Genomic DNA, 25,157 nt, shown 5'->3' on the forward strand with positions numbered 1-25,157 from the left:
AATTAGTTATATAGATAGTAGTAAAATGAGACCAATGGCATGTTTATGCGCTAGAATAACTAGGTATATGGCTCGTGAGTAGCTAAACTAAATAAAATAGTCATTTTTAAGAGATACAATGATTCGCAATCAATTATTGTGGAAGAATAGTCCGCAGCAATATGGCTTACTGAGTAAATTATTACACTGGCTTTCGGCATTAACGGTTATTGTATTATTTGCTTCAGGTTATTGGATGGTAGACTTAGATTACAGCAGCCAATGGTATCAATTAGTACCTCATTGGCATGAAAGTGTTGGTATATTATTATTAGGTTTCACGCTTTTTAGACTAGTTTGGCGTCGTTTTGCAGGCTCTCCTTCGGACATAGAAACTCATACAGCTATTGAGAAAAAAGCATCGACTTCAATGATATTCATATTGTACGTCACGCTATTCACTGTTTTGGTTTCAGGTTTTTTAATCACCAGTGCAAATGAAAAAGCCATTGCTGTTTTTGACTGGTTTAATGTCACACCCATTGTATTGACTATAAAAAATCAAGAAGACATTTCAGGATTAGTACATTATTACGTTGCATACGCCATGATTACTTTTGCTTTGTTACATGCATTGGCTGCATTAAAGCACCATTTTATTGACAAAGATAACACGCTTAAACGTATGACTAAGACATAGTATTTAGGTAAACAATCAATTAAAGGAATAGATATGAAAAAAATATTACTCGCTAGCGCACTATTAACTTCTACCGTATTAATGACTGCTTCAGCAGCTGATTATGTAATTGACACAGAAGGGGCACATGCCTCAATTAATTTTGAAGCTAGTCATTTAGGCTTTAGTGTACTTGCTGGTCGATTTAATGACTTTTCTGGTAACTTTTCTTATGACAAAGATAATATATCAGCGTCTAAAGTAAATGTAACAATTGATACTTCAAGTTTTGATTCGAACCATGCTAAACGTGACAAACATGTACGTTCAGACGACTTTTTAGATGTCAGTAAATTTGCGGAAGCAACATTCGTTAGTAACAAAGTTGAAGATAAAGGTAACGGTAAACTTGCCATCACAGGTACTTTTACCATGCATGGCGTTTCTAAACCTTTGGTTATCGACGCTGTAACAATAGGTGAAGGTAAAGACCCTTGGGGTGGTTACCGTGCAGGCTTTAGCGGCACATCAACTATTAGCATGGGTGAGTTTGGCTTTAAAAAAGATTTTGGTAAAGTTGACTTAATATTACATATTGAAGGTATTCGTCAATAAAGCATCGTAATATAAATCGCAAAAGGGCTTAGGCCCTTTTTTTGTGTCTTGTATTTGATGCTTATAGAAGTTGATTAATATAAAACCGATATTATACCAAGTTGATTAATTAACGGCTCATTTCTAATGGTTAAAATGAAAAGTAGATCACTTAATTAATCAATTTGGTATTATTACAATATCGGTTTATATAAATAGACCATAAACAGGTTAAGTTACTTAATAAAAGTAAACTCTTTAGGTGGTGTTAACCCCATTAAGTGCTGTACAAAGTAGTCCCAACGCTTACGCATCATGTAGGGCTCTCTAGCAAAGCCATGGCCTCGATTGGGTAACATCAGCATGTCGAAGTCCTTATTCGCGGCAATTAACGCTTCAACGACGATTAAGGTGTTATATGGCGGCACATTGGTATCCGTTGTGCCATGAGCGATAAGTAACTTGCCTTTGAGATTATCAACGATTAATTGATTTGCTTGGCTGTCGTAGTTAGTCGTGCCATCTTCATTTTTTACTAATACGCCATGGTACTTTTCACCCCACTCATCCGCATAGTTTCTATTATCATGATTACCGGCTTGAGAGACAGCGACTGAATAAAAGTCAGGATAAGTTAATAACGCACGTGTTGAAGCAAAGCCTCCGCCTGAATGCCCCCAAATACCAACGCGTGTGCTGTCTATCCAATGATATTTTTTTGCTAATTGTTTAATCGCGGCTACTTGATCCGGAATACCACTATCGCCCATATTTTGATAATAAAATTCGTGAAAGCTTTTTGAACGTCCAGGTGTACCCAACGCGTCAATTTCGATAACAATAAAGCCAAGTTCAGCTATGGCTTGGTTATCGCCTCTAGCCGTTCTAAAGTGGCGGCCACGAATACTACCTACTTGTGGTCCTGGGTATAAATAATTAACTACAGGGTAAGATTTACTGGCGTCAAAATCACTAGGTTTATACATCAACCCGTAAATATCATGCTGGTTATTACGGTCTTTAACGATAAAGGGAATTGGTGCTTGCCAGCCAGTAGCGGTAAGCTTGTTAATATCCATTTGTTCGACGATAAAACCAGATTTACTGCTAGTGCTGCGAATAAAGCTAGTTTCTGGTTGATTTGGTGTCGACACTTGGTCTAAGAAATATTTAGCATCATTACTTAAAGTAATACGATGGTGTTTTTTCTCTGGGGTTAATAAGGTTAAATCTGATCCGTCTTTATTAATGCTGTAAAGATAATGAAAGTAAGGATCACCACCTTCTTTTCCTGCACCTGAAAAAATCAATTTACCCGTTTCTTGGTTGACATTGAGCAATGCCAATACGGTCCAATCACCTTTTGTTATCTGATTTTTAATCTCTCCGGTTTCAGCATTAACTAGGTATAAATGTCCCCAGTTTGAACGCTGTGAAAACCAAATAAACTCGTTACTTTTATCTAGGTATTTCCAGCTAATGCTACTAACACCAGATTCGAAAAAACTTTGTGCCGTTTCAGTAAAGATCGTACGAACTTTACCGGTAAGTGCATCAGCTATTTTTAGTGTTGCGGTTTTGTGATCACGAGTTGATGAAACAAAGGCAAAATGGCGGCTATCGCTCGACCAATCAATATCTAATAAGCTGCCATCTCGGCCAGCAACATGATCTGTTATGGTCGATCTGTGATCATCTGCAGGCATATCAAGCACAACGACGCTCGCTTGCTCAATATTTATTACCACACGTTGAATTTTGAAAATATTTTCATCACCCGGTAATGGGTATTTCCAAACATCGATTTTAGGGTGGCCTACGGCAGTAGACACTATGCCCATTTCACCAACGTTACGACTGTCATGTTTGAAAGTGGTCAATTTTTTTGAGTCAGGAGACCATTTTACAACCGGCTTTTTACCACGAACCCAGCCAGCGTTGTTTGTCGCATAACCATAGTTTTGTATGCCGTCATGCGTTAACTGCTTTTTAGTATTATTGCTAAGGTTACGTAACCATAAATTATGCTCATGAATGTAAACTGCCTGCATACCATCTGGTGAAGCAAGTTCATCACTCTTAATGGTATCTTTACTTAGCTTACATAAATAATTTTCAATATTACATTGGTAAGACTCGTTATCTACTTTAAGTGAAATTAGCTTATTAGTAATAATATCGAAGCGAGAAAAAGGGAGTTTTTCTTGGTTAACTTCTTGTTCAGTAATACGTGCTAATGCACTGGCAAGTTTTTGATGATTGAAGGCTAACCGTTTTGTTTTTGTTACAGCGTCAATTGAAAAAAACTGTGTACCTTGCTCGGTGTTACTTTGGTATATAAGCGTGTTGTTTTCAGTCCAACTTGCTTGTTCAACAGTGCCGAAAACCAAGTTTTCAGTATGCTTGGCGAGTTTACGTTCGGCTTGCTGATATTTTTCAATGCTTAATGATTCGGCGCTAGCATTAAAAGCTAAGCACGCTAAAACGGCACTTGAAGATATAGATTTAATTTTTGAAACCATGAATAACCTTTTCTTTAATAGCTATAAAAATAGGATTATCAATATTCTACCATTTCTTCGCTCTTTCCTGACTAAATTATCGAACAGTAGAATATGGCTTGCGACAACTAACGGTAAGTATTTCTTTACGTCATTAATCTTTGCTCGTATAGACTAAAGTCTAGCGTGTTTTTTAACCAATTTAGACTTAGGTCTAATTTAAAAATCAGTCCTGATTCTCTAGTGTTACTAACATCATAAATAGCTTTGATTAATATTGCATCAAAGATATTAAATAGAGAGTGATATGCCCAACTTGAATATTCAAAGTGTCGAACAAGCACAATTATCTTGGTTGCAGTCTAACAGTGGCGAATGGTCGTATTTTGTTAATGATAATTTAGCTGACGAAGATGACGTTGCTGTAAAAGAACAAGGCTACATTTGGTTAGTATCTCAGGCAACTACTTCGCATAAAGTGAGTGGTTATCGTATAGCTCACCAAACAATTGAAAACTACATTGAGCAATTAGCTGGCACTGAGCAGGCCATTGTATTTGGTGTGCCTGACGAAAATAAAGGCAATGCGATACATGCTTACGTTGAATTAAGTAACACCAACATTGAACCTTCAACATTTTCTAAAGTTATTAATGCAAAGCTTGCTAGCTGTTTGGGGGAATTTGCCCGGGCAGACGTCATAACATTTGTTGATGAATTTCCAGTGGCTAATAATAAAGAAATTTCTAGAAAAATACTTAAATCTCAAAACATAAAAATAAATATGCTTAATAAAAATAATGATAACGACTTAGTTAATTACAGTTAACAGTTTTAAATACGTTATTAAAAACTAAAACGATAAAAACACCAGAGCATAGCTGTTGTTGCTCTTAGGTAAATAACACACGGGGAAAGTAAAATGTTTAATAAGAAAAAGCTTTTATTAGCAACAGGTCTTTTAGCTATGGCAGGCAGCGCAAGTGCTGGGTATGAAATAAAGTTATCTGATAATGATACCATTACCTTCGGCGGCTATCTCAAATTAGACGCCCGCTATGTTGACGGTAACATTAACAGTATTACCAACGATTACTGGGTTGGTGCAGGCACCGTTGGCGATATTTCTCGCACTAGCTTTCGTGCAACTGAGTCTAGAATAAACACTAAGTATGTTCATGGCGATGTTACTGGTTTTATTGAAATGGATTTACATGGTGGTGGCGGTAACGAAATCGTTTCGAATTCTTCAAACCCACGATTACGTCACGCATTTATTAAATACAAAAATATTCTTGTTGGTCAAACTTGGTCTACTTTTGTCAATACTAGCGCTTTAGCGGAAGCAGCTGACTTTGGCGGCACACTGAATGCGTCGGCGTTTATTCGACAAGGTCAGGTTCGCTACACCCAAGGTAACTTTCAAGTTTCGGTAGAAAATCCTGAGTCTGACAAAGGTGATCCGAGCCAAGACTCTATGCCTGATGTTATTGCCAAATATACCTTTAAAGGCGACTGGGGTAATGTTTCTGTTGCTGGTCTAGCTCGTCAATTGAATACCGTTGGTGGTAACTCTGAGTCGGCATTTGGTTACGGTATTGCCGGTAAAATAAATACTGTTGGTAAAGATGACTTCCGTTTTCAATTCCATGGCGGTGAAACTGGCCGTTATGTTGGTGTTGTTGCCGCGCGTGATTTAGTCGGTGAAGAAGTAGAAGAAACTACATCATTTTCGGTAGCTTATCGCCATTTTTGGAGTGATGACGTTCGCAGTACTGCATTCTTCGGTAAAACTACAACAGAAGTTGCCGATTCCGATAGAAGACATTGGGGTGTGAACATATTTAAAAATTACACTAAAGAACTATCATTTGGTTTTGAAGTGGGTAACTTTGAATCAGCAGATCAAAATGCCGATTCAGACTACGTACAATTTTCAGCTAAGTACGTGCTTTAGTTTAAAGTATTGCGTTAGTTTACCTCTCAATCGAGGTTTTTTGGGGAAGCTTTTGCTTCCCCTTTTTTCGCTAACCCTTTATGTTTTTAGGTATTACCCTGATGGTTTTTATTGATACAAGCCAGGGCACTACGATGAAAAGTCAGGTTTATCTAGTTTCTAACTGACAGCTCAGAACTGGAAGCTGATTGCTATTTATTTTTTCAATTTCGCAAAAGCGTTAGCAAAGGCATCACCCATAGCCGCATTATTGGCAACTTTTTGTGGTTTTGACTTTGATGGGATTTTGCTCTGGTGTTGGCTTTGAGGTTTTTTATCAAAATGTTGTGCTTTCTTCGGTTTTTCTGAAGTTTGGCTGTTAACCTGAGGTGTTGCTTCGTCTAATCGCATTGTTAAGCTTATACGCTTACGTTGAGCGTCCACTTCTACCACCTTAACTTTAACCACTTCTCCAGCTTTAACCACTTCATGTGGATCACTAACAAATTTATCAGTTAGTGAAGAAATATGTACTAAGCCGTCTTGGTGAACACCTATATCAACAAAAGCGCCAAAATTTGCCACGTTAGAGATAACGCCTTCGAGTATCATGCCAACTTTAAGGTCGTTAATGGTATTAACTCCTTCTTGAAAAGTTGCCGTTTTGAACTCTGGTCGCGGATCACGGCCGGGCTTTTCTAGCTCACTAATAATATCTTTAACCGTTAGTTCACCAAAATTATCACTTATTAAGGCTTCAATATTAATTTTTTCTAACTCAGCTTTATTACCGATAACATGACTGATGTCAGCGTTAAGTTGTTTTAACAGTTGTTCCACTAAACTATAGGTTTCAGGATGAACACCTGAGAAATCTAACGGATTATTACCATTATGTATCCGCAAGAAACCAGCTGCTTGTTCGAAAGCTTTTGGTCCTAAACGTGCGACTTTTTTTAATTCATTTCGGTTGTTAAATCGGCCGTGTTCATCGCGAAAACTAACCACGTTATTTGCCATGGTTTTGTTTAAGCCTGAAACTCGCGATAATAAAGCGGCAGAAGCGCTATTTAAGTCAACACCGACCGCGTTTACACAATCTTCAATAACATTGTCTAAGGTTTGGCTTAGTTGGCTTTGGCTAACATCATGTTGATATTGACCAACGCCAATGGCTTTTGGGTCTATTTTAACTAACTCTGCTAACGGGTCTTGCAAGCGGCGAGCAATTGATACCGCACCACGAATTGACACGTCTAGGTCAGGAAATTCTTTTGCAGCAAATTCTGAGGCAGAATATACTGAAGCACCGGCTTCACTGACAATCACTTTTGTTGGTTTGTTGTTTTCTAGTTTAGCTATAACATCTGCAATAAGTTTGTCACTTTCGCGTGACGCAGTACCGTTGCCTATCGCTACTAATTCTACTTTATGTTGCTGACATAAATTCACTAAAGTACGTACCGATTTATCCCAATGATTTTGCGGTGCATGCGGAAATATAGTCGCGGTTTGTAATAATTTACCCGTCGCATCGACAATAGCTAATTTACAGCCAGTTCTAAGGCCGGGATCTAAACCTAACGTGGTTTTAGCCCCGGCTGGCGCCGCCATCATTAAGTCGCTTAAATTACGCGAAAAAACCTTAATCGCTTCAATTTCTGCTTGTTCACGTAATTGGCCTAATAATTCTGTTTCTAAGCTTTGGCTGAGTTTTATTTTCCAGGTGGTTTGCACCACTTTAGTTAAAAAATCTGCGGCTGCTTGGCCCGTTAAGCGTAAATTAAAGTGTTCGGTGATCAGCTGTTGTGCGCTAGAAAAAGCCCCTTCTTGCCCAGGGTCTGTATCAATACTTAACGATAATAGTTTTTCATTACGACCACGCAACATCGCTAACATACGGTGCGATGGTACAGATTTCAGTAATTCTGAATGCTCAAAGTAATCGCGGTATTTTGCCGCTTCTTTTTCTTTGCCTTTTATCAATTTACTGCACAAATGAGCTTGCTTTAGTAAATGACGACGTAATTTTTGGATCAAATTAGCGTCTTCAGCAAAACGCTCAACCAGAATATAGAGTGCACCTTCAAGTACCGAGCTTTCATCACTAAATCCCTGTTCTGTATTGATAAAGGCTTTTGCTTCTTGCTCAGGGTTTAGCTGCCAATTATTATAAATTTTATTGGCTAACGGCTCTAAACCCGCGCTAATAGCAATTTGCCCTTTGGTTTTTCTTTTTGGTTTATAGGGTAAATAAAGATCTTCTAAACGCGTTTTATTATCGGCATTATTAAGCTCGGCGGCTAAGGCAGGAGTTAATTTACCTTGCTGTTCAATATTACTGATAATAACTTTTCGACGATCGGCTAAATCGCGTAAATATACTAAGCGTTGCGCAAGGTGACGCAAATGATTGTCATCTAGTCCTTGGGTAACTTCCTTTCTATAGCGAGCAATAAAAGGAACCGTTGCACCTTCATCTAATAAATTTATAGCAGCATTTATTTGGCTGGTTTTTACATCGATTTCTTTGGCTATTTGCTCAGCAATGGGCGTCATTTATATAGGATCCTAGATCAATCAAAAGTCGTATTTTTGTTGGCCTTATTATACACCCAATTACTGACGAGGTGCGATATACCCACAAAGTTTTTCCTGGTGCATAAGAAAGTAATATTTCGCAGTAAGTTGCTAAACAATTTTAATAGAGAAGCATTTAATTAAACGTTACAATGTTCACATACGTTATTAACAGTTGATGGGTTTATGCTTATTCATCAAGTTGATATAAGTAACCTTATAAATAAAACCGGAAATATTATGGCTCTCTCTGTTGTTATCTTAGCTGCGGGTAAAGGCACTCGCATGCGTTCTGCTTTACCTAAAGTTCTTCATCCCGTTGCTGAAAAGCCAATGGTATCTCACGTCATTGACGCGGCGCGCCAGGTAGATAGTGAAAATATCTATTTAGTTTACGGTTTTGGTGGCGATGTGCTTAAAGCTAAAGTTACCGGTGACGATTTAACCTTTGTTGAACAGAAAGAGCAATTAGGCACAGGTCACGCGGTTGATATGGCGTCACCCTTTTTATCTGATGATGAAGATGTGCTAGTGCTTTATGGTGATGTACCTTTAACCAAAGTGGGAACATTACAACGTTTAATTGCCGCTAAACCTGACAATGGCATGGCGTTATTAACTGTACATTTAGCTAACCCTGCAGGCTATGGTCGTATTATGCGTGATAGTTCAGGCACAGTGGTTGGCATTGTTGAACAAAAAGATGCCACAGCAGAGCAACTATTAGTGAATGAAGCGAACACCGGAATTTTATTAGCCAATGGTGGTGATTTAAAACGTTGGTTAGCTAATTTATCAAGTGATAATGCCCAAGGTGAATATTACTTAACAGATATTATTGCTGCGTGTCATCAAGAAGGTAAGCTTATTGCTACGGCTCATCCTGATAGCGAAATTGAAGTAGAGGGCGCAAATAACCGTGTGCAACTTGCCGGTTTAGAACGAGCCTATCAAATAAGAAAAGCAGAGGAGTTAATGATTGCTGGCGCGACTTTACGTGACCCTAGTCGTATCGATATTCGTGGTAACGTTACCGTTGGCCAAGAAGTGGTGATCGACGTGAACTGTATTTTCGAAGGTAATGTTGCTATTGCAGATAATGCTATTATTGGTGCTAATTGTATTTTGAAAAACTGTACGATTGGCCAAGGTGCTGAAGTTAAACCAAACACTATGATTGAAGGTGCTGATATTGGCGAATTAGCCTCCGTTGGACCATTTGCGCGCATTCGCCCTGGCTCAGTATTGAAGCGTGATGCCCATGTTGGTAATTTTGTTGAAATGAAAAAAACAACCTTAGGTGCAGGGGCAAAAGCTGGGCATTTAAGTTATTTAGGCGATGCAGAAATAGGCGCGAACGCTAACATTGGTGCTGGTACTATTACCTGTAACTACGATGGTGTGAATAAAGCTAAAACTATTATTGGTGCTGGCGCGTTTATAGGCTCAAATGCCTCGTTAGTCGCCCCCGTGACTATTGGTGCAATGGCAACAACCGCTGCTGGTTCGGTTATTGTTAAAAATGTTGATGATCATGAGCTTAGTGTAGCGCGTGGTAAGCAGCGTAATATTGCTGGTTGGAAACGACCGACTAAAAAGTAGACAACAATATGATAAAAGGGCCTTTTATCGCTCTATTTTTACTTGGCATTGTGTTCATAAATATTTTATTTATGAACAGTGCTCGTGCGGAGTCAGATTTAATTGCTGTTGCAGCTGAGCACCCTATGCTGCAATATCAAGAAAATGATGAAATAAAAGGTCCCAGTGCAGAAATTCTTAAATTACTTCTCCAGACGAGTGAACTCGAAGCTCCGCTTGATTTACTTCCTTGGTCTAGAGCTTATCATACGGTATTAAACCGCAAAAACACCCTTGTAGTCAGTATGGTTCGAACACAAGCGCGAGAAGAACAATTTCATTGGCTCATTAAAGTAAGCGAACTTGTCCGTGGTTTTATATCACTGAAAAGTAAGCCTGAAAACAGCATTCGAACGATTAGTGAGGCGAAATCAAAAACTATCATCGTTATACGAGACAGCTATGGTCATCATTCATTGATGAATTTAGGTTTTAGCGAAAATACTAACCTTTACGTCGTATCGACATTAAAACACGGGATAGCACTTTTTTTATCAGGAAAAGTAGACCTAATATATACCGACCCAAATGTTTTAACTGACTATTTTATAGAGCATCAGCAAGATTCCGAAGCGCTAATTACAGTACATATTTTGCCAGAAACTCGCCGAGAAAGTTACATTGCTGCGAATATCAATACAGACATTGGCACGCTAGAAAAACTTAACTTAGCGGCAAATAAGTTACAAACAGACCCTAATTATCAATATTATTTGGCCTTTAAAGCGTTAATAAAAAAGTAGTGCTTAGATAAATATTGTTTTTATTTTCAGCTTTTGTTCTAATAGATAAGTTTTAAAACGAAACTTTTAAGAGTAAAACGAAAGCAATGTCAAAACGAAATACCCAGCAGCGTCGTCATACCATAATTGCAGAGTTAAGTAATTTAGGTGAAGTAAGTGTTGATAGCCTTGCAAAAATGTTTGAAACCTCAGAAGTTACAATCCGTAAGGACTTGGCGGTACTAGAAAACAGTGGTTTGCTACTGCGTAGATATGGTGGTGCCGTGCCTTTGCCGCATGAAATTACCCAGCCAAAAACAGAGAAAGTTTCGAAACGAAAGATAATGATCGCAAAAACTGCGGCATCGCTTATTCGCGATCACAATCGCATTATTTTAGACAGTGGTAGCACAACATCGGCTTTAGTTCGTGAATTAAGTGCTAAACAAGGTCTAGTGGTAATGACAAACTCACTCGCTATTGCGTCTGATTTGCATGCGCTTGAAAATGAACCGACATTATTGATGACCGGTGGTACTTGGGACCCGCACTCGGAGTCTTTCCAAGGCCAAGTGGCAGAAAGTGTATTACGCTCTTATGATTTTGATCAGCTATTTATTGGTGCTGACGGTATTGATTTAGCTCGCGGAACAACAACATTCAATGAACTTTTAGGCTTAAGCCGTGTAATGGCTGAAGTGTCACGTGAAGTTATTGTTATGTTAGATTCAGAAAAACTTAATCGAAAAATTCCCAATTTAGAATTACCTTGGGGGAAAATTCACACGTTGATCACAGATGCAGATATGCCTGAAGACGTGCGAAGTGAAATAATTAAACAAGGCGTTAACCTCGTTATCGCAAGTTAAAAAAGGACAGAGAGTATGTGTGGAATTGTTGGTGCTGTCGCACAACGTGATGTAGCAGACATTTTAGTAGAAGGCTTAAAACGCTTAGAATACCGTGGTTATGACTCTGCCGGTGTTGCTATTATTGATAATAATAACCAACTTAAGCGCGCGCGTCGTTTAGGTAAGGTGCAAGAACTTGCTGACGCTTTACATGCCAACCCTATAGCGGGTGGCACTGGTATTGCTCATACACGTTGGGCAACTCATGGTGCACCAAGTGAAGCGAATGCGCATCCGCATGTTTCCTCAGAAACTATTGCAGTAGTACACAATGGTATTATTGAAAATCATGATGTTTTACGCACTCGTTTACAGGGTTTAGGTTATACATTTACCTCTGAAACTGACACTGAAGTTATCGCTCACTTAGTTCACCATGAATTAAAGTCTACCGATAGCCTGTTAAGTGCCGTTCAAATTACGGTTAAACAATTAGAAGGTGCTTACGGCACCGTTGTTGTTGATACACGCGATAAAGATCGTGTTGTAGTTGCACGTTCTGGTAGCCCATTAGTGATAGGTTACGGCGTTGGTGAAAACTTTATTGCCTCAGATATGTTGGCACTATTACCGGTTACCCGTAAATTTTCATTTTTAGAAGAAGGCGATGTTGCTGAAGTTACCCGTTTTGAAGTCAATATTTTTGATACTGACGGCAAGCCAGCGGTGCGTGAAGCAAAAGAGTCTGAAGTTAGCCATGATGTTGGTGATAAAGGTGAATACCGTCACTACATGCTAAAAGAAACGTATGAACAGCCTACGGCAATTCGTAACACCTTAGAAGGGCGTTTATTGGGTAATGTGTTAGATATCCAAACCTTTGGTGAAGGCGCTGATGCTATCTTCCAAGAAATTGAACATGTACAAATTATTGCTTGTGGTACGAGTTACCATTCAGGTATGGTGGCGCGCTACTGGTTAGAAGCTTTAGCCGGCGTTTCATGTAACATTGAAATTGCCAGCGAGTTTAGATACCGCCAATCTCATGTTCCGAAAAATGCCCTGTTAGTAACAATTTCACAATCAGGTGAAACCGCTGATACCCTAGCAGCACTGCGTTTAGCTAAACAAATAGGTTATCGCGCAAGTTTAACTATTTGTAATGTTGCGGGTTCTTCATTAGTACGCGAATCTGACTTAGCTTTTATGACTAAAGCGGGCGCTGAAATAGGTGTGGCTTCAACGAAAGCCTTTACCACACAACTTGTTGGCTTATTAATGATGACCTTAGCTATTGGTCAACATCACGGAATGTCACAAGAAAAGCAAAACGAAATTGCACATTCGTTAATGACTTTGCCGAATAAATTGGAAGAAGTATTAGCACTAGCAGGCTCCATTGAAGACCTAGCCGAAGATTTTGCTGATAAGCAACATGCCTTATTTTTAGGTCGTGGCGACCAATACCCGATCGCTATGGAAGGTGCATTGAAGCTGAAAGAAATTTCATATATTCATGCAGAAGCTTATGCTGCAGGCGAACTTAAACACGGACCATTAGCGTTAATTGACGCAGAAATGCCAGTTATTGTTGTAGCACCGAAAAACGATTTAATTGAAAAGCTAAAATCTAATGTTGAAGAAGTTCGAGCGCGTGGCGGTTTAATGTATGTATTTGCCGATGCTAGTGCTAACTTTAGCAGCGACGACACCATGAAAGTGATTAACGTACCGGTGTGCGATGACTTAATTGCACCTATCGTATACACCTTACCGCTTCAGTTATTGTCTTACTATGTCGCGATTATTAAAGGTACAGATGTTGACCAACCTCGCAATTTGGCAAAATCTGTAACAGTCGAATAGTTCGCTGGTCTTATTGTGGTTTTTAAATAAAGTTGGAACTTCTTAAATAAAGTTAGAAATTCCTAAATGATAATTAAAGCGACTTACTCTTTTTGAGTGGTCGCTTTTTTTTTCTTTCTTTGGACCTCATAAACTTAGACTCTATTGAAAAAATTAGGGATGTGTATATACAAAGTTGATTAATTAACTGCTCATTTTTAATGGTTAAAATTAATAATGACGGCGTTAAAAAATTCTCCATTTACCCCCATGAAAAAGTAGATCACTTAATTAATCAAATTGGTATAATAAATGAAAAAGCGACATACTGATAAAGTAGTCGCTTTTTTAATTTTAAGAGCTGGGGGGCAAGTCTACTATTCGCTGAACCTATAGCTTAAGCTTAATCCGGTTAACCTAGCGTCTTTATCATAACGGCTATGTTCTATGCGTAAAAACCACTGTTGGGCTATATTCCACTCTAGCCCTAAACCGAAACGCATTTGGGTTGATTCCACTTGTTCATGATGCTTTGGTAAGTTTGCCTTAGTTTTAAGAAAGCCTAAACCTGCTTTAAGGTAAATATTCCAGGATTGATCACGCGGTTTCAACCAGTAACCTATATCGGTTGAAAAACCTTTGTAATCTACCCGTAAGTCTTCAGTTAAACTTGGATTACGACTAAACAAAGTGGCTTCACCCAGTTCAGCATATGCCAGTTCAGCAAACCAGTGTTGGCTCCAGCTATAACCTAGATTTACTGAATAGGCAGTGTCATTATTGTCGTTTACTTCCCATATTGTATTGTTGTTGTCAGGATAAACATAGCTTTTAGCAACCGTTAGCCCAACGTACCAACACGACAACGGCGCCTCTGTTTTATCTAACCGACGACAATCTTGTGAGTTATCACTATGGAAGTAATTTTCACTTAGCGCAGTTTCTGCGTTTGTATCGGCTTGCGCTAGCATTGATACCGACCCCGTTAGCGCGACAACAATTACTGTCAAAGGTTTTAAAAAACGTTGTTTACCTAGTGTTTTTTGGCGGCGAATAATACACAGGCCAATTAACATTATTATCATCCACAGCGTCATAGAGCCACTTCCTTTATAAGTAGATTCAACTTTACCAAATGCTTGCAATCGGTCGTTAATGCCATCTTTATTAAAGTCTCCATTTTCAGCACTATCATTAATGCCATCATTGTCAGAATCAAGATCTTTAGCATCTATTATGCCATCGCCGTCAGTATCTACATTGCCTTCCTCTGCATCTGATATACCGTCATTGTCAGAATCTAAATCAAGGTAGTCAGGAATACCATCCCCGTCAGTATCTCCATTTCCTTCAATGTTATCATCAATACCATCGCCATCTGAGTCGTTATCAATGCTGTCTGGAATGCCATCCCCATCGCTATCACCGCTGCCTTCTTGCGAATCTTCAATACCGTCGCCGTCACTATCAAGGTCACGATAATTTAGGATACCATCACCATCAGGGTCAAAAATGTAAAGAAGATCATCATCAATACCATCTTTATCAGTATCTATACCTAAGGTATAAGTAACGTCAATGGCATCGTCAATACCATCACCATCTGCATCAATATTGAGCAGTGGCACAGCAACTTGCTCTTGGGTATCACTGATCCCGTCGTTATCACTGTCAAGGTCATGATAATCAAGAATACCGTCATTATCTGTATCGGCTACCAGGAACTTATCATCTACTCCGTCTTCATCAAGATCCAAGCCGCCGGTTGCATCAACGTCATATGCATCATCAATTCCGTCAAAGTCGCTATCTAAGCCAGTTACTGGTGGGCGATCTGTTTCGATGCGATCTGGTATGCCATCATTATCACTATCAGCATCTCTGCTGTTAATAACACGATCACCATCGGTATCTTGTCCGGTAAGACTTAGCTTGCCATTACTATCGCTTTCGAAATGATTCGATTTTCCATTACTATTCGTCACTCTAGTATTCACTGAAACATTTCCGTCGATATGAATCAACTCTTCCGCGATATCTGATATGCCGTCATTATCATCATCTTTATCGATAGCATTAACCGCACCATCTTTATCGACATCATTGTTACCGCCAGCCCCGCGCAGATTTAAGTCACTATCTACACTATCATCTATGCCGTCTGCGTCGAGATCTTCGGTAATATCGATCATTCCATCACCGTTCGCGTCAAATGCTTGCTCAGGTGTATTGGCAATATCAAATACGCCATCACCATCACTATCTAAATCACGGAAGTCATAAATACCGTCATTATCCGTATCGGCGGGGTCAATCACTAACGGTGCAGTCGAGTCAGCAATACCATCTTTATTACTGTCGGCAGTTGGCGACTCTAAACTGTCTAACCTGCCATCGTTATCCGAGTCCAGGTCAAACATATCAATGATGCCATCTCCGTCGGTATCAAGCGTTACAGCATCAATAATACCGTCACTGTTAGCATCAGTGCCTGACTGATAATCAAGGTCAAACGCATCATCAATACCATCACCGTCGTTGTCTACACCCAGGCTATTAGCTTCAATAAAGTCTGCAATGCCATCGTTATCGCTATCAGGGTCTCTAAAGTCAGGAATAGTGTCGCCATCAGTATCTTTAAATACTAGGGCGCCAAATGCCAAGGCTTCAACAACATCAGGTATGCCATCGTTATCAGAATCAATATCAAGATAATCTGCCGAGTTGTCTAAGTCGCTGTTAATACCTATATAATCATCGTCAATACCATCATTGTTGGCATCAATTCCGCCAGTACTATTAACATCGACTGCATCATCAATACCATCATTGTCTGAGTCTAACCCTATTAAGCCAAACTCTTCGCTATCCAATATGCCATCGTTATCAGAGTCAGTATCTAAAAAGTTAGGAATACCATCACCATCTATGTCTGCTGTTCCTTCAATGATATCTGGAATGCCGTCATTATCTTCATCAATTGAGGTATCAAGGTAATCAGGTGTGCCGTCTAAGTCACTATCAACAATACCTTCATCAATATCTCGAATGCCGTCATTGTCAGAATCAGTATCTAGATAATCTGGGATACCGTCATTGTCAGAATCAACACTGCCTTCAATAACATCTGGAATGCCATCATTATCAGCATCGTTATCTAAATGATTAGGTATGCCATCGCCATCACTATCAGGCAGGTTGGCTAAGGCATTATCGTCAACACCGTCATTATTAGCGTCTACACCGCCGGTAATATCAACATCAAAGCTATCGTCAATGCCATCGCCGTCAGTATCTACACCTGAAGCGCTCAGTTCAACACCATCAGTAATACCGTCGTTGTCTGAATCTGAATCGAGATAATCAACAATGCCATCAACATCAGTATCCACGTTGCCTTCTAGTGCATCAGGAATACCATCACCATCGCTGTCGCGGTCACGATAATCAGGCTCGCCATTACCATCGCTATTTAATAGTGCAATAGCATCATCAATACCGTCACCATTGGCATCTGTGCCGCCGGTTGAATCAACATCTAACGAATCAACAATGCCATCGCCGTCGGTATCGGTCATCAATAAACCTGCTTCAATACCATCAGCAATACCATCATTATCTGAGTCAGTATCAAGGTAGTCCGCAATACCATCACCATCAAAGTCACGCGCATCCGGTGCTAACGCATCGTCTACACCATCGTTATTAGCATCTGTACCGCTAGTAACATCCACATCAAAGGCATCATCAATACCATCACCATCGGTATCAATTCCTGAGCTACCCATTTCGATAAAGTCTGGAATGCCATCGTTGTCGCTATCTACATCGATATAGTTAGGCGTACCATCACCATCTTGGTCAGCCAGGATTGCTAGTGCATCGTCATCGATGCCATTCGCATCTACATCTAAACCACCGGTAATATCTACATCAAATACATCAATAATGCCGTCGTTATCAGTATCCGTACTTAATTGTGTCGGAGTAAGGCCGGATTCAACTGAGTCACTAATACCGTCATTATCGCTGTCTAAATCAAGGGCATTACGGTTAGCATCGTTATCGACATTACTGTTAATGCTGTTATCGCCTTCAACAACATCGGGTATACCGTCATTGTCTGAATCTGCATCTAAGTGATCGTCAATACCATCACCATCACTATCAGGCAGGTTGGCCAGTGCATTATCGTCAACACCGTCATTATTAGCGTCTACACCGCCGGTAATATCAACATCAAAGTTATCGTCAATGCCATCGCCGTCAGTATCTACACCTGAAGCGCCCAGTTCAACGCCATCGGTAATACCGTCGTTGTCTGAATCCGTATCGAGATAATCAGCAATACCATCAACATCAGTATCAACGTTGCCTTCTAGTGCATCAGGCACATTGTCACCATCGCTGTCGCGGTCACGATAATCAGGCTCGCCATTACCATCGCTATTTAATAGTGCAATAGCATCATCAATGCCGTCACCGTTCGCATCAGTGCCGCCGGTTGAATCAACATCTAACGAATCAACAATGCCATCACCATCGCTATCAAGCGTCGATACGCCTGCTTCAATACCATCAGCAATACCATCATTATCTGAGTCAGTATCAAGATAATCAGGTACACCATCGCCATCAAAGTCACGCGCGTTAGGCGCTAACGCATCGTCTACACCATCGTTGTTGGCGTCAGTTCCACCCGTCATATCAATATCAAAGGCATCATCAATACCATCGCCGTCGGTATCAATTCCTGAGCTACCCATTTCGATAAAGTCTGGAATGCCATCGTTGTCGCTATCTACATCGATATAGTTAGGCGTTCCATCGCCATCTTGGTCGGCCAGAACATTAAAGGCATTATCGTCAATCATATCGTTGTTCGCGTCAGTACCGCCGGTAATATCGATATCGAAAATATCTATAATGCCGTCGTTGTCGGTATCCGTGCTTAACTGTGTTGGTGTTAGTCCTGATTCAACTGAATCACTTAGCCCATCGTTATCGCTGTCTAAATCAAGGGCATTACGGTTAGCATCGTTATCGACATTATTGTTAATACTGCTATCACCTTCAACAACATCTGGAATACCGTCGTTGTCTGAATCTGCATCTAAGTGATCGTCAATACCATCACCATCGCTATCAGGCAGGTTGGCCAGTGCATTATCGTCAACACCGTCATTATTAGCGTCTACACCGCCGGTAATATCAACATCAAAACTATCGTCAATGCCATCGCCGTCAGTATCTACACCTGAAGCGCCCAGTTCAACGCCATCGGTAATACCGTCGTTGTCTGAATCCGTATCGAGATAATCAGCAATACCATCAACATCAGTATCAACGTTGCCTTCTAGTGCATCAGGCACATTGTCACCATCGCTGTCGCGGTCACGATAATCAGGCTCGCCATTACCATCGCTATTTAATAGTGCAATAGCATCATCAATACCGTCACCATTGGCATCTGTGCCGCCGGTTGAATCAACATCTAACGAATCAACAATGCCATCACCATCGCTATCAAGCGTCGATACGCCTGCTTCAATACCATCAGCAATACCATCATTATCTGAGTCAGTATCAAGGTAGTCCGCAATACCATCGCCATCAAAGTCACGTGTATCCGGTGCTAACGCATCGTCTACACCATCGTTGTTGGCGTCAGTTCCACCCGTCATATCAATATCAAAGGCATCATCAATACCATCACCATCGGTATCAATTCCTGAGCTACCCATTTCGATAAAGTCTGGAATGCCATCGTTGTCGCTGTCAACATCGATATAGTTAGGCGTACCATCACCATCTTGGTCAGCTAGGCTGGCAAGGGCATTATCATCAATACCGTTTGCATCTGCGTCAGTACCGCCGGTGCTATCAACATCGAAAGCATCAATAATGCCATCGCTGTCAGTATCCGTGCTTAACTGAGTAGCAGTTAAACCTGTTTCAACTGCATCACTAAGACCATCATTATCACTATCTAAGTCATTAAAATTTGGCGCAAGATCATTATCTGTATCAACTACGTCAACATTATCGTCAATTCCATCACCGTTAGCATCAGTACCACCCGTCTGATCAACATCAAAGGTATCATCAACACCATCACTATCTGTGTCTGTGAATACAGCTCCTGACTCTAAGAAGTCAGGAATACCATCTCCGTCACTATCTAAGTTGAGATAATCTTGAACAGTTGATCCAACCGTATTGGTAGCAATAACATTGTCATCAATACCATCTAAGTCAGCATCTGTTCCGCCCGTAACATCAACGTCAATACTGTCGACCAAGCCATCAGAGTCGCTATCAACTGTTGATGCATCACTTTCAATGACATCAGTAATATTGTCGTTGTCGCTGTCGGTATCTAAATAGTTAGGTGTACCGTCACCATCAGTATCGGTTGGTGACGTTGAAGGGTTGTTATCCGCATCTAAATTCGCATCTTCAAGTTTGGTGGCAATACCATCATTATCATCGTCACCATCTAACGCGTCGATAACACCATCGAGATCAGAATCTGTTGCAGCGTTTGGATCACCTACTTCAATATCATCGGTAATACCATCACCATCTGAATCGGCATTTTCGGGGTCAGTACCAAGTGATACTTCAACGTTATTAGTTAGGCCATCACCATCTGTGTCATAACTAATTGCCACACTGTCACCAACTGATGCATTGGTGAATGTATCTGCGGCCGCTGCGTCTGCAACAGTTACTGTAATGTTACCTGTGCCATCAGGAGTAATATCAGCGGTATAAACACTACCACTGCCTGAAAAATTAGACACAGAAGCTTTTGATACCGCTATATCTCCTATAACAAAGCCGGTAACACTTTCACTAAAGTTAAAGGTAACGGATATGGGATCTAAATTGGTAATTTCAGCTGGAGCACCATCTATTGATAAAGTAGGTTTTACGGTATCTTTGTTACCAGTTTTTTGAGTAGCATTGCCCGCATTGCTTTGAGCATCTGTCTGATTCGCATTGGCAATTAAGGTACCGGTACCGTCAGAAACTGCAGTGACATCAAAAGTTGCACTCCAACTGCCTGTACTACAAGCAACTGCCTGTACTACAAGCAACTGCTTGGCTGCCAGGTGACGCCCCGGTTAATGAAGCCGTAACATTTCCGTCGCCATTAGTACAAGTACCAGTTAAGGAATAAGACGCTTGATTAGATAAATTTGCATTGGTTAAATTCGTAATTACAACAACAGGTGCAGTTGTATCTTTATTGGCATTTTTTGGCGTAGCTTCTGTGTAATTATTAACGCTATCAGCTTGATTCGCTGTAACGGTTAATTGGTTTGCTCCTTCTGAAAGCGCACTTACATCAAAAACTGCATTCCAAGTTCCACCTGAACATGTTGCCGTTTGAGAAGGTGGTGTTGCACCACTTATACCAACAGTTACATCGCCATCACTTGAGGTACAAGTACCTGAAACTGGATAAGTGGCTTCATTTGATTGGTTTACCGTCGCAGGCGTGTTGATAACAACTACAGGTGGTGTGGCATCTTTATTTGCTTGTTTTTGCGTTGCATTACCCACGTTACCCGCGGTATCGGTTTGAGCCGCATTAACTGAAATGGCATTAGTGCCATCCGCGATGGCGGAAATATTATAAGTTGTGCTCCAAGTGCTACTGCTACAACTGACACTCTTCGTTGGCGTAGCTGCGCCAGGTAAAGTAACCGACACATTACCGTCGCCATTAGTACAAGTACCATCAACAGGATAGGTGTTTTTATTGCTTGCCGTGCCATTTGGTAGAGTATTTATTGTTACAACGGGTACGACGATATCTTTATCTTCAATACCCTGAATAGCTGTCGAATTACCGACATTATCTGTTTGGCTTACATCAATGGTTATTACATCTGTACCATCAGCAATAGCAGAGACATCAAAAGTAGCCGTCCACATGCCAACATTACAAGTTACATCTTGTGTTGTAGGTGCAGCGTTAGCAATAGTTACCGTGACGTTTGATATACCACTTTCACAAAAGCCCGTTGCATCATAAGCCGCCTTATTACTATCGTTTGCGGCTGCAGGAGACTCAATAGTTAAGGAAGGAGGTACGGTATCTTTATTAGCAACTACTTGAGTTGCGTTACCTTCATTGCCGTTGCCATCCGTTTGGCTAGCATTAATTTCAATGGCATTTGTACCATCATCAATCGTGCTAACATCAAACGTTGCTGACCAAGTGCCTGAAGAAGTACAGGTTAATACTTGAGTAGGTAATACTGGAGAGGTATCACTATCTTGAACGATTACCGTGACATCACCATCACCTACGCCACAAGTCCCGTTTACGTCATAAACTGCTTGATTGGCAATACTTGCCCCAGGTACGGCATTTATAACCACAACAGGAGGGGTTACATCAGCAGCACCTGAAATAGTAAATTTATAATCTTCTACTTCACCCGTTGCTAAGCTACCACCAAAGGCGCCAGAGTTTATACCTGAGTTTGCAATACGAAAGCGTGCATAGGTTTCACCAATTGGCGGAGTAACAGGAAAAGAGCTCCAAGTTACCGCAATGTCTTGTTCAAAATCGCCACTATTGACCGTAGCTGAGGTGTATTCATTTGTTTCAAAAGTACCATTGCCATTAAAATCTATCCACGCACCAATTGTTGATGCAGAACCATTAATGCTACTGGCATTTACCGTAACCGTATAGCTAGTGTCAGTGTCTAGTAACTGTGGAAATGTCGCCACACCGTCATCTAAATCGTCAGTTGCGCCACCGGCACTATCATCTATGCCATCAACAAAGCCTTCAACATCACCCGTTGGGATTTTACCTAAAAAGACACCTTCCGTAATTGTATGACTTGCACCCGAAGAGCTTAATAACGTTTGATATGAGTCAGGGGCATCACCGTAATCACCACCAGGCTCAGAACGTAAACTTTTTGCTTTAAAAAATGCCCATGAATCATAAGTACCATCACCATCATCTGTCACTCCTACAACTACCTGCACAGGCGAACCAATGTTTGCCGTCACATCTGCACGACAAGAAACTCGTTTAGTAAAACCGTCCATTTGAGTGCTAAACGTGCCACCATTAGAAGGCTCATTATTAATGAATAGAAATGGATTGCTGGTTGTTAAATCACCATTTTGAGGAGGATAAGCCGCTGCATTATTTACGGTATTTATACTAAATATTTGATTATCTGGAGTCAGTGCGCAGTTAACAGAGCTTCCTGTAGGGCCAACCAATATTTTTAATTTATCATTAAAATTACCGTTAACGAACTCGTTATATTCGTCTGAGCCAAATACAAAATCTAGGATCAATGTATCAAATGCAGGAGTTACGTTAAATGATATTTTTGCCGGATCAAAACCTAAACCTAGATCGACATCGTTCACCTCATTATTAGCTGGGTCGTCATAGCTTGAAATGCCATCTGCCGAGTTGGTACCTACCACTTGTTCAACATTACCCGTGCTCAAAATAACCCCGTCATTAAAATCTTCTGTCCCGCTTGGATCAAGCAAAAAATTGTAATTATTAAACAACCCTATTTGAACATCGTTGCCGGTAAAAACCACCGTATCAATTACTAAACCATTCCCACTTAAACTATTAATAATGTCTGTTGTAGTGACAGTTGTATTGTCTTTTTGAGCTACAGATTCACCATTAGGCCCCGTGGTTTCTGCAAAAGAATATTGAGTAAAGGATACTGCCGCAATCGATAAGGCGAGGGGAATGGCTTTTAAGGACATGTTTATTGACATTTAGGGATAACCTCCACTTTGGGATTAACAAGTTTCTGAATCACAAAAATTCTATTAATTTAACCACTTAATATTTTTAGCTTAGCAGCAAAAATAAAATTTGCATGATTGTTCGAATTAATTTTTTATGGGAGGTAAACATAACCGTGATAGAACAAGAGGATATAATAATAACCTTTAAAAACAGGTGTTTAGGGGTTTTATCTTAATGAATATTTCCAAAAGCAATGCTTAGGCAGCTTGGTATCTAACCGTGTTTATAGGCGGTGACTATTGATAATATCAAACAACTTTACAATCGACAGTTCAGTACTTTAATCGCTATAGTTTTCTGCTATATGGCAAAAATTTAACACTATTCTAGAATCATATTTGGCTATAACCTAGATGTGATATTAGCGATATAACTATCTGTTACTGTAATTAAACGTGGTAGCTATAATAAGGTGATTTAATAAAACCATTTTTATTGAGTAAGCGCTTTTTTAAGTGAAAATCACTTATTATTTTCTCTGAGAAGTTTATTGACTAGTAGCGATAATTTAAAATTTTTAATTATCTATAAATCTGACCAAAGCTGTTAAAAGCGATTAAACATCAGGATGAGCTTTGTTATCCATCTGCCGCTCGCCTATGTCTTTACAAGTTTTGCAATTCATAATTAAACCCTTATAAAAGGTGTAATTATTAATTGCAAAAAATCCTGACACTTAGAAAATTAATATGTAACTTATCTAAGTCATGTATCAGTAAAGTGTATTTAAATCCTTGGATTAGATGATAATTTTAACAATCATCACCTATATTCAATCTAAGATTCGCGAAACCCCTACAAATATAGGTTTTGAACATTGAAAGCGATGTATTCGCTTGTTTCTTAAATCTACTTTAGCTTAATCTAACCGACTTAAATCCTATTATATTTACCTGTCAGAAAATTTTACACTTTTGCATAAAATAGTAAGTTAAATAATTAAAATAATTTCAAGATATTGATTTTATGTGGTTAATTTTTATTTGTGTCATCTGGTATACTTTGTGCATTATAGCGGTTAGTAGTGGATTAAGGGCTTGTAAAGACAATCTTTAAACGGTAAATGGTAAAGAATTAATTGATGCTGTGTAGGTTATTTTTTTGTTAAGTATTTATCAAGTTTTTAGGTTTCGACAGTTGTTAAATTTATAATGTAAATTAAGGTGAACTGGAATGAATAACAATAAAAACATTGTTCAAAAAGTAAAAAACAGTATATGGAGCCGTGTTGTTTTAGGTGCAATGTTAGTTGGTATGAGTATGTCAAGCCAAGCTAGCTTGGTTGGTTTTGATTTACAAGATAGCCCAGATATATCAGCTCTATCGCTTGAAACCGAATACGATGCAACAAGTGACGAGTTTACGGCCAAGGGTTATTCAAGTGAACTTAATTATAATGGCTTTACGTACCAACTTTCAGGCTTTGGTCAAGATTACGAACTAGAGGCTACCATTGATGATAATGGCGTCTTTACAAGTGGTAGTATATCAATAGGTGGTTGGCTTACCGGTAAAGACGGCTCAGGCGATAATATAGCCTTACCAACTGGCTACACGCAGTCATCTAATAATACCTTAGTAACTGGCGTTTTGTCTCAATTCGGCTTTGAAAACTCAGGAACATTATACTTCCTATTTGAAGTAACAGGCGGTGACGCTGCAGGATTCTTTGGTGGCATTAATAGCATTGGTGCTATTATCCTTGCAAGTTCAGGTTTTTCTGGGGACTGGATGAGTGATTTTTCAAGTAACAGCGCACTATCTGATAACGGACTTCGTGTAGCAGTTCCTGAACCAACAAGCATGTGGTTGCTTGGCTCGGGCATTCTTGGCTTAGCTGGTTTTTCTCGCCGCAAAAAAAATAAGTAAATCATAATAGTGGAATGCAGTCTTGGGTTTATTTGGACTGTATTTCACCAACACTTTTCTCAATTTAAAATATTGCTCTTACTTTTCACTAAGCATTAAGGGTGAACTGTGCTGAATGTTATTGAAAATATGAAATA

Annotated in this window: 13 protein-coding genes; 9 read left to right on the forward strand and 4 right to left on the reverse strand. The window is 39.8% G+C overall.

Features of this window, described 5'->3' with window-relative positions:
• The first annotated feature begins 118 nt into the window (after positions 1-118).
• Together B5D82_RS08235 and B5D82_RS08240 are read left to right on the forward strand one after the other, a co-directional pair.
• A complete protein-coding gene (locus B5D82_RS08235; RefSeq protein ID WP_081150669.1) occupies positions 119-679 on the forward strand; it encodes a cytochrome b in 561 nt (186 codons plus the stop codon).
• Positions 680-712: 33 nt separating this feature from the next.
• A complete protein-coding gene (locus tag B5D82_RS08240) occupies positions 713-1,273 on the forward strand; it encodes a YceI family protein (protein ID WP_081150671.1) in 561 nt (186 codons plus the stop codon).
• A 215-nt stretch (positions 1,274-1,488) separates the two neighbouring features.
• On the opposite strand, the gene B5D82_RS08245 is transcribed toward B5D82_RS08240, so the two are convergent.
• On the reverse strand, positions 1,489-3,774 hold the full coding sequence (locus B5D82_RS08245; RefSeq protein WP_081150673.1) for a S9 family peptidase: 2,286 nt from the start codon (positions 3,772-3,774) through the stop codon (positions 1,489-1,491).
• Between the two features lie 286 nt (positions 3,775-4,060).
• Between B5D82_RS08245 and B5D82_RS08250 the strand changes: the two genes are divergently transcribed.
• Both B5D82_RS08250 and B5D82_RS08255 read left to right on the forward strand, forming a co-directional pair.
• Complete coding sequence (locus tag B5D82_RS08250; protein ID WP_081150675.1) at positions 4,061-4,582, forward strand: AMP-binding enzyme; 522 nt, start codon at positions 4,061-4,063, stop codon at positions 4,580-4,582.
• Positions 4,583-4,675: 93 nt separating this feature from the next.
• On the forward strand, positions 4,676-5,710 hold the full coding sequence (locus B5D82_RS08255; protein ID WP_081150677.1) for a DcaP family trimeric outer membrane transporter: 1,035 nt from the start codon (positions 4,676-4,678) through the stop codon (positions 5,708-5,710).
• 195 nt (positions 5,711-5,905) lie between these two features.
• On the opposite strand, the gene B5D82_RS08260 is transcribed toward B5D82_RS08255, so the two are convergent.
• Positions 5,906-8,248 (reverse strand): Tex family protein, encoded by a 2,343-nt coding sequence (locus tag B5D82_RS08260; protein ID WP_081150679.1) that lies wholly within the window; start codon positions 8,246-8,248, stop codon positions 5,906-5,908.
• A gap of 261 nt (positions 8,249-8,509) precedes the next feature.
• On the opposite strand from B5D82_RS08260, the gene glmU reads away from it, so the two are divergent.
• From glmU to glmS, 4 genes are all read left to right on the forward strand, one after another.
• Positions 8,510-9,871, forward strand: coding sequence for a bifunctional UDP-N-acetylglucosamine diphosphorylase/glucosamine-1-phosphate N-acetyltransferase GlmU (gene glmU, locus B5D82_RS08265; RefSeq protein WP_081154408.1), 1,362 nt, complete (start codon positions 8,510-8,512; stop codon positions 9,869-9,871).
• Positions 9,872-9,879: 8 nt separating this feature from the next.
• On the forward strand, positions 9,880-10,653 hold the full coding sequence (locus B5D82_RS08270; RefSeq protein ID WP_094122782.1) for a substrate-binding periplasmic protein: 774 nt from the start codon (positions 9,880-9,882) through the stop codon (positions 10,651-10,653).
• A gap of 86 nt (positions 10,654-10,739) precedes the next feature.
• Positions 10,740-11,501, forward strand: coding sequence for a DeoR/GlpR family DNA-binding transcription regulator (locus B5D82_RS08275; RefSeq protein ID WP_081150681.1), 762 nt, complete (start codon positions 10,740-10,742; stop codon positions 11,499-11,501).
• A 15-nt stretch (positions 11,502-11,516) separates the two neighbouring features.
• Entirely contained in the window at positions 11,517-13,349 is a 1,833-nt protein-coding gene (glmS, locus tag B5D82_RS08280) for a glutamine--fructose-6-phosphate transaminase (isomerizing) (RefSeq protein ID WP_081150683.1), read from the forward strand.
• Between the two features lie 356 nt (positions 13,350-13,705).
• Here the strand turns inward: glmS and B5D82_RS08285 are convergent, their stop codons facing one another.
• Positions 13,706-20,431 (reverse strand): outer membrane beta-barrel protein, encoded by a 6,726-nt coding sequence (locus B5D82_RS08285; RefSeq protein WP_081150684.1) that lies wholly within the window; start codon positions 20,429-20,431, stop codon positions 13,706-13,708.
• Entirely contained in the window at positions 20,403-23,117 is a 2,715-nt protein-coding gene (locus B5D82_RS08290) for a choice-of-anchor L domain-containing protein (protein ID WP_081150686.1), read from the reverse strand. Before B5D82_RS08290 ends, B5D82_RS08285 begins: the two co-directional genes overlap by 29 nt.
• Before the next feature lie 1,207 nt (positions 23,118-24,324).
• Here B5D82_RS08290 and B5D82_RS08295 point away from each other — a divergent pair.
• The gene (locus tag B5D82_RS08295; protein WP_081150688.1) at positions 24,325-25,020 is read left to right on the forward strand and encodes a PEP-CTERM sorting domain-containing protein; all 696 of its coding nucleotides are present in this window, start codon (positions 24,325-24,327) and stop codon (positions 25,018-25,020) included.
• Positions 25,021-25,157: the final 137 nt, after the last annotated feature.

The sequence above is a fragment of the Cognaticolwellia beringensis genome (genome assembly GCF_002076895.1).
GTDB classification, from domain to species: domain Bacteria; phylum Pseudomonadota; class Gammaproteobacteria; order Enterobacterales; family Alteromonadaceae; genus Cognaticolwellia; species Cognaticolwellia beringensis.

Bases quoted from the DNA above. Each gene is read 5' to 3' on its own strand.
- B5D82_RS08235 (WP_081150669.1), top strand. From the start codon at position 119: ATGATTCGCAATCAATTATTGTGGAAGAATAGTCCGCAGCAATATGGC.
- B5D82_RS08240 (WP_081150671.1), top strand. From the start codon at position 713: ATGAAAAAAATATTACTCGCTAGCGCACTATTAACTTCTACCGTATTA.
- B5D82_RS08245 (WP_081150673.1), bottom strand. From the start codon at position 3,774: ATGGTTTCAAAAATTAAATCTATATCTTCAAGTGCCGTTTTAGCGTGC.
- B5D82_RS08250 (WP_081150675.1), top strand. From the start codon at position 4,061: ATGCCCAACTTGAATATTCAAAGTGTCGAACAAGCACAATTATCTTGG.
- B5D82_RS08255 (WP_081150677.1), top strand. From the start codon at position 4,676: ATGTTTAATAAGAAAAAGCTTTTATTAGCAACAGGTCTTTTAGCTATG.
- B5D82_RS08260 (WP_081150679.1), bottom strand. From the start codon at position 8,248: ATGACGCCCATTGCTGAGCAAATAGCCAAAGAAATCGATGTAAAAACC.
- glmU (WP_081154408.1), top strand. From the start codon at position 8,510: ATGGCTCTCTCTGTTGTTATCTTAGCTGCGGGTAAAGGCACTCGCATG.
- B5D82_RS08270 (WP_094122782.1), top strand. From the start codon at position 9,880: ATGATAAAAGGGCCTTTTATCGCTCTATTTTTACTTGGCATTGTGTTC.
- B5D82_RS08275 (WP_081150681.1), top strand. From the start codon at position 10,740: ATGTCAAAACGAAATACCCAGCAGCGTCGTCATACCATAATTGCAGAG.
- glmS (WP_081150683.1), top strand. From the start codon at position 11,517: ATGTGTGGAATTGTTGGTGCTGTCGCACAACGTGATGTAGCAGACATT.
- B5D82_RS08290 (WP_081150686.1), bottom strand. From the start codon at position 23,117: ATGTCAATAAACATGTCCTTAAAAGCCATTCCCCTCGCCTTATCGATT.
- B5D82_RS08295 (WP_081150688.1), top strand. From the start codon at position 24,325: ATGAATAACAATAAAAACATTGTTCAAAAAGTAAAAAACAGTATATGG.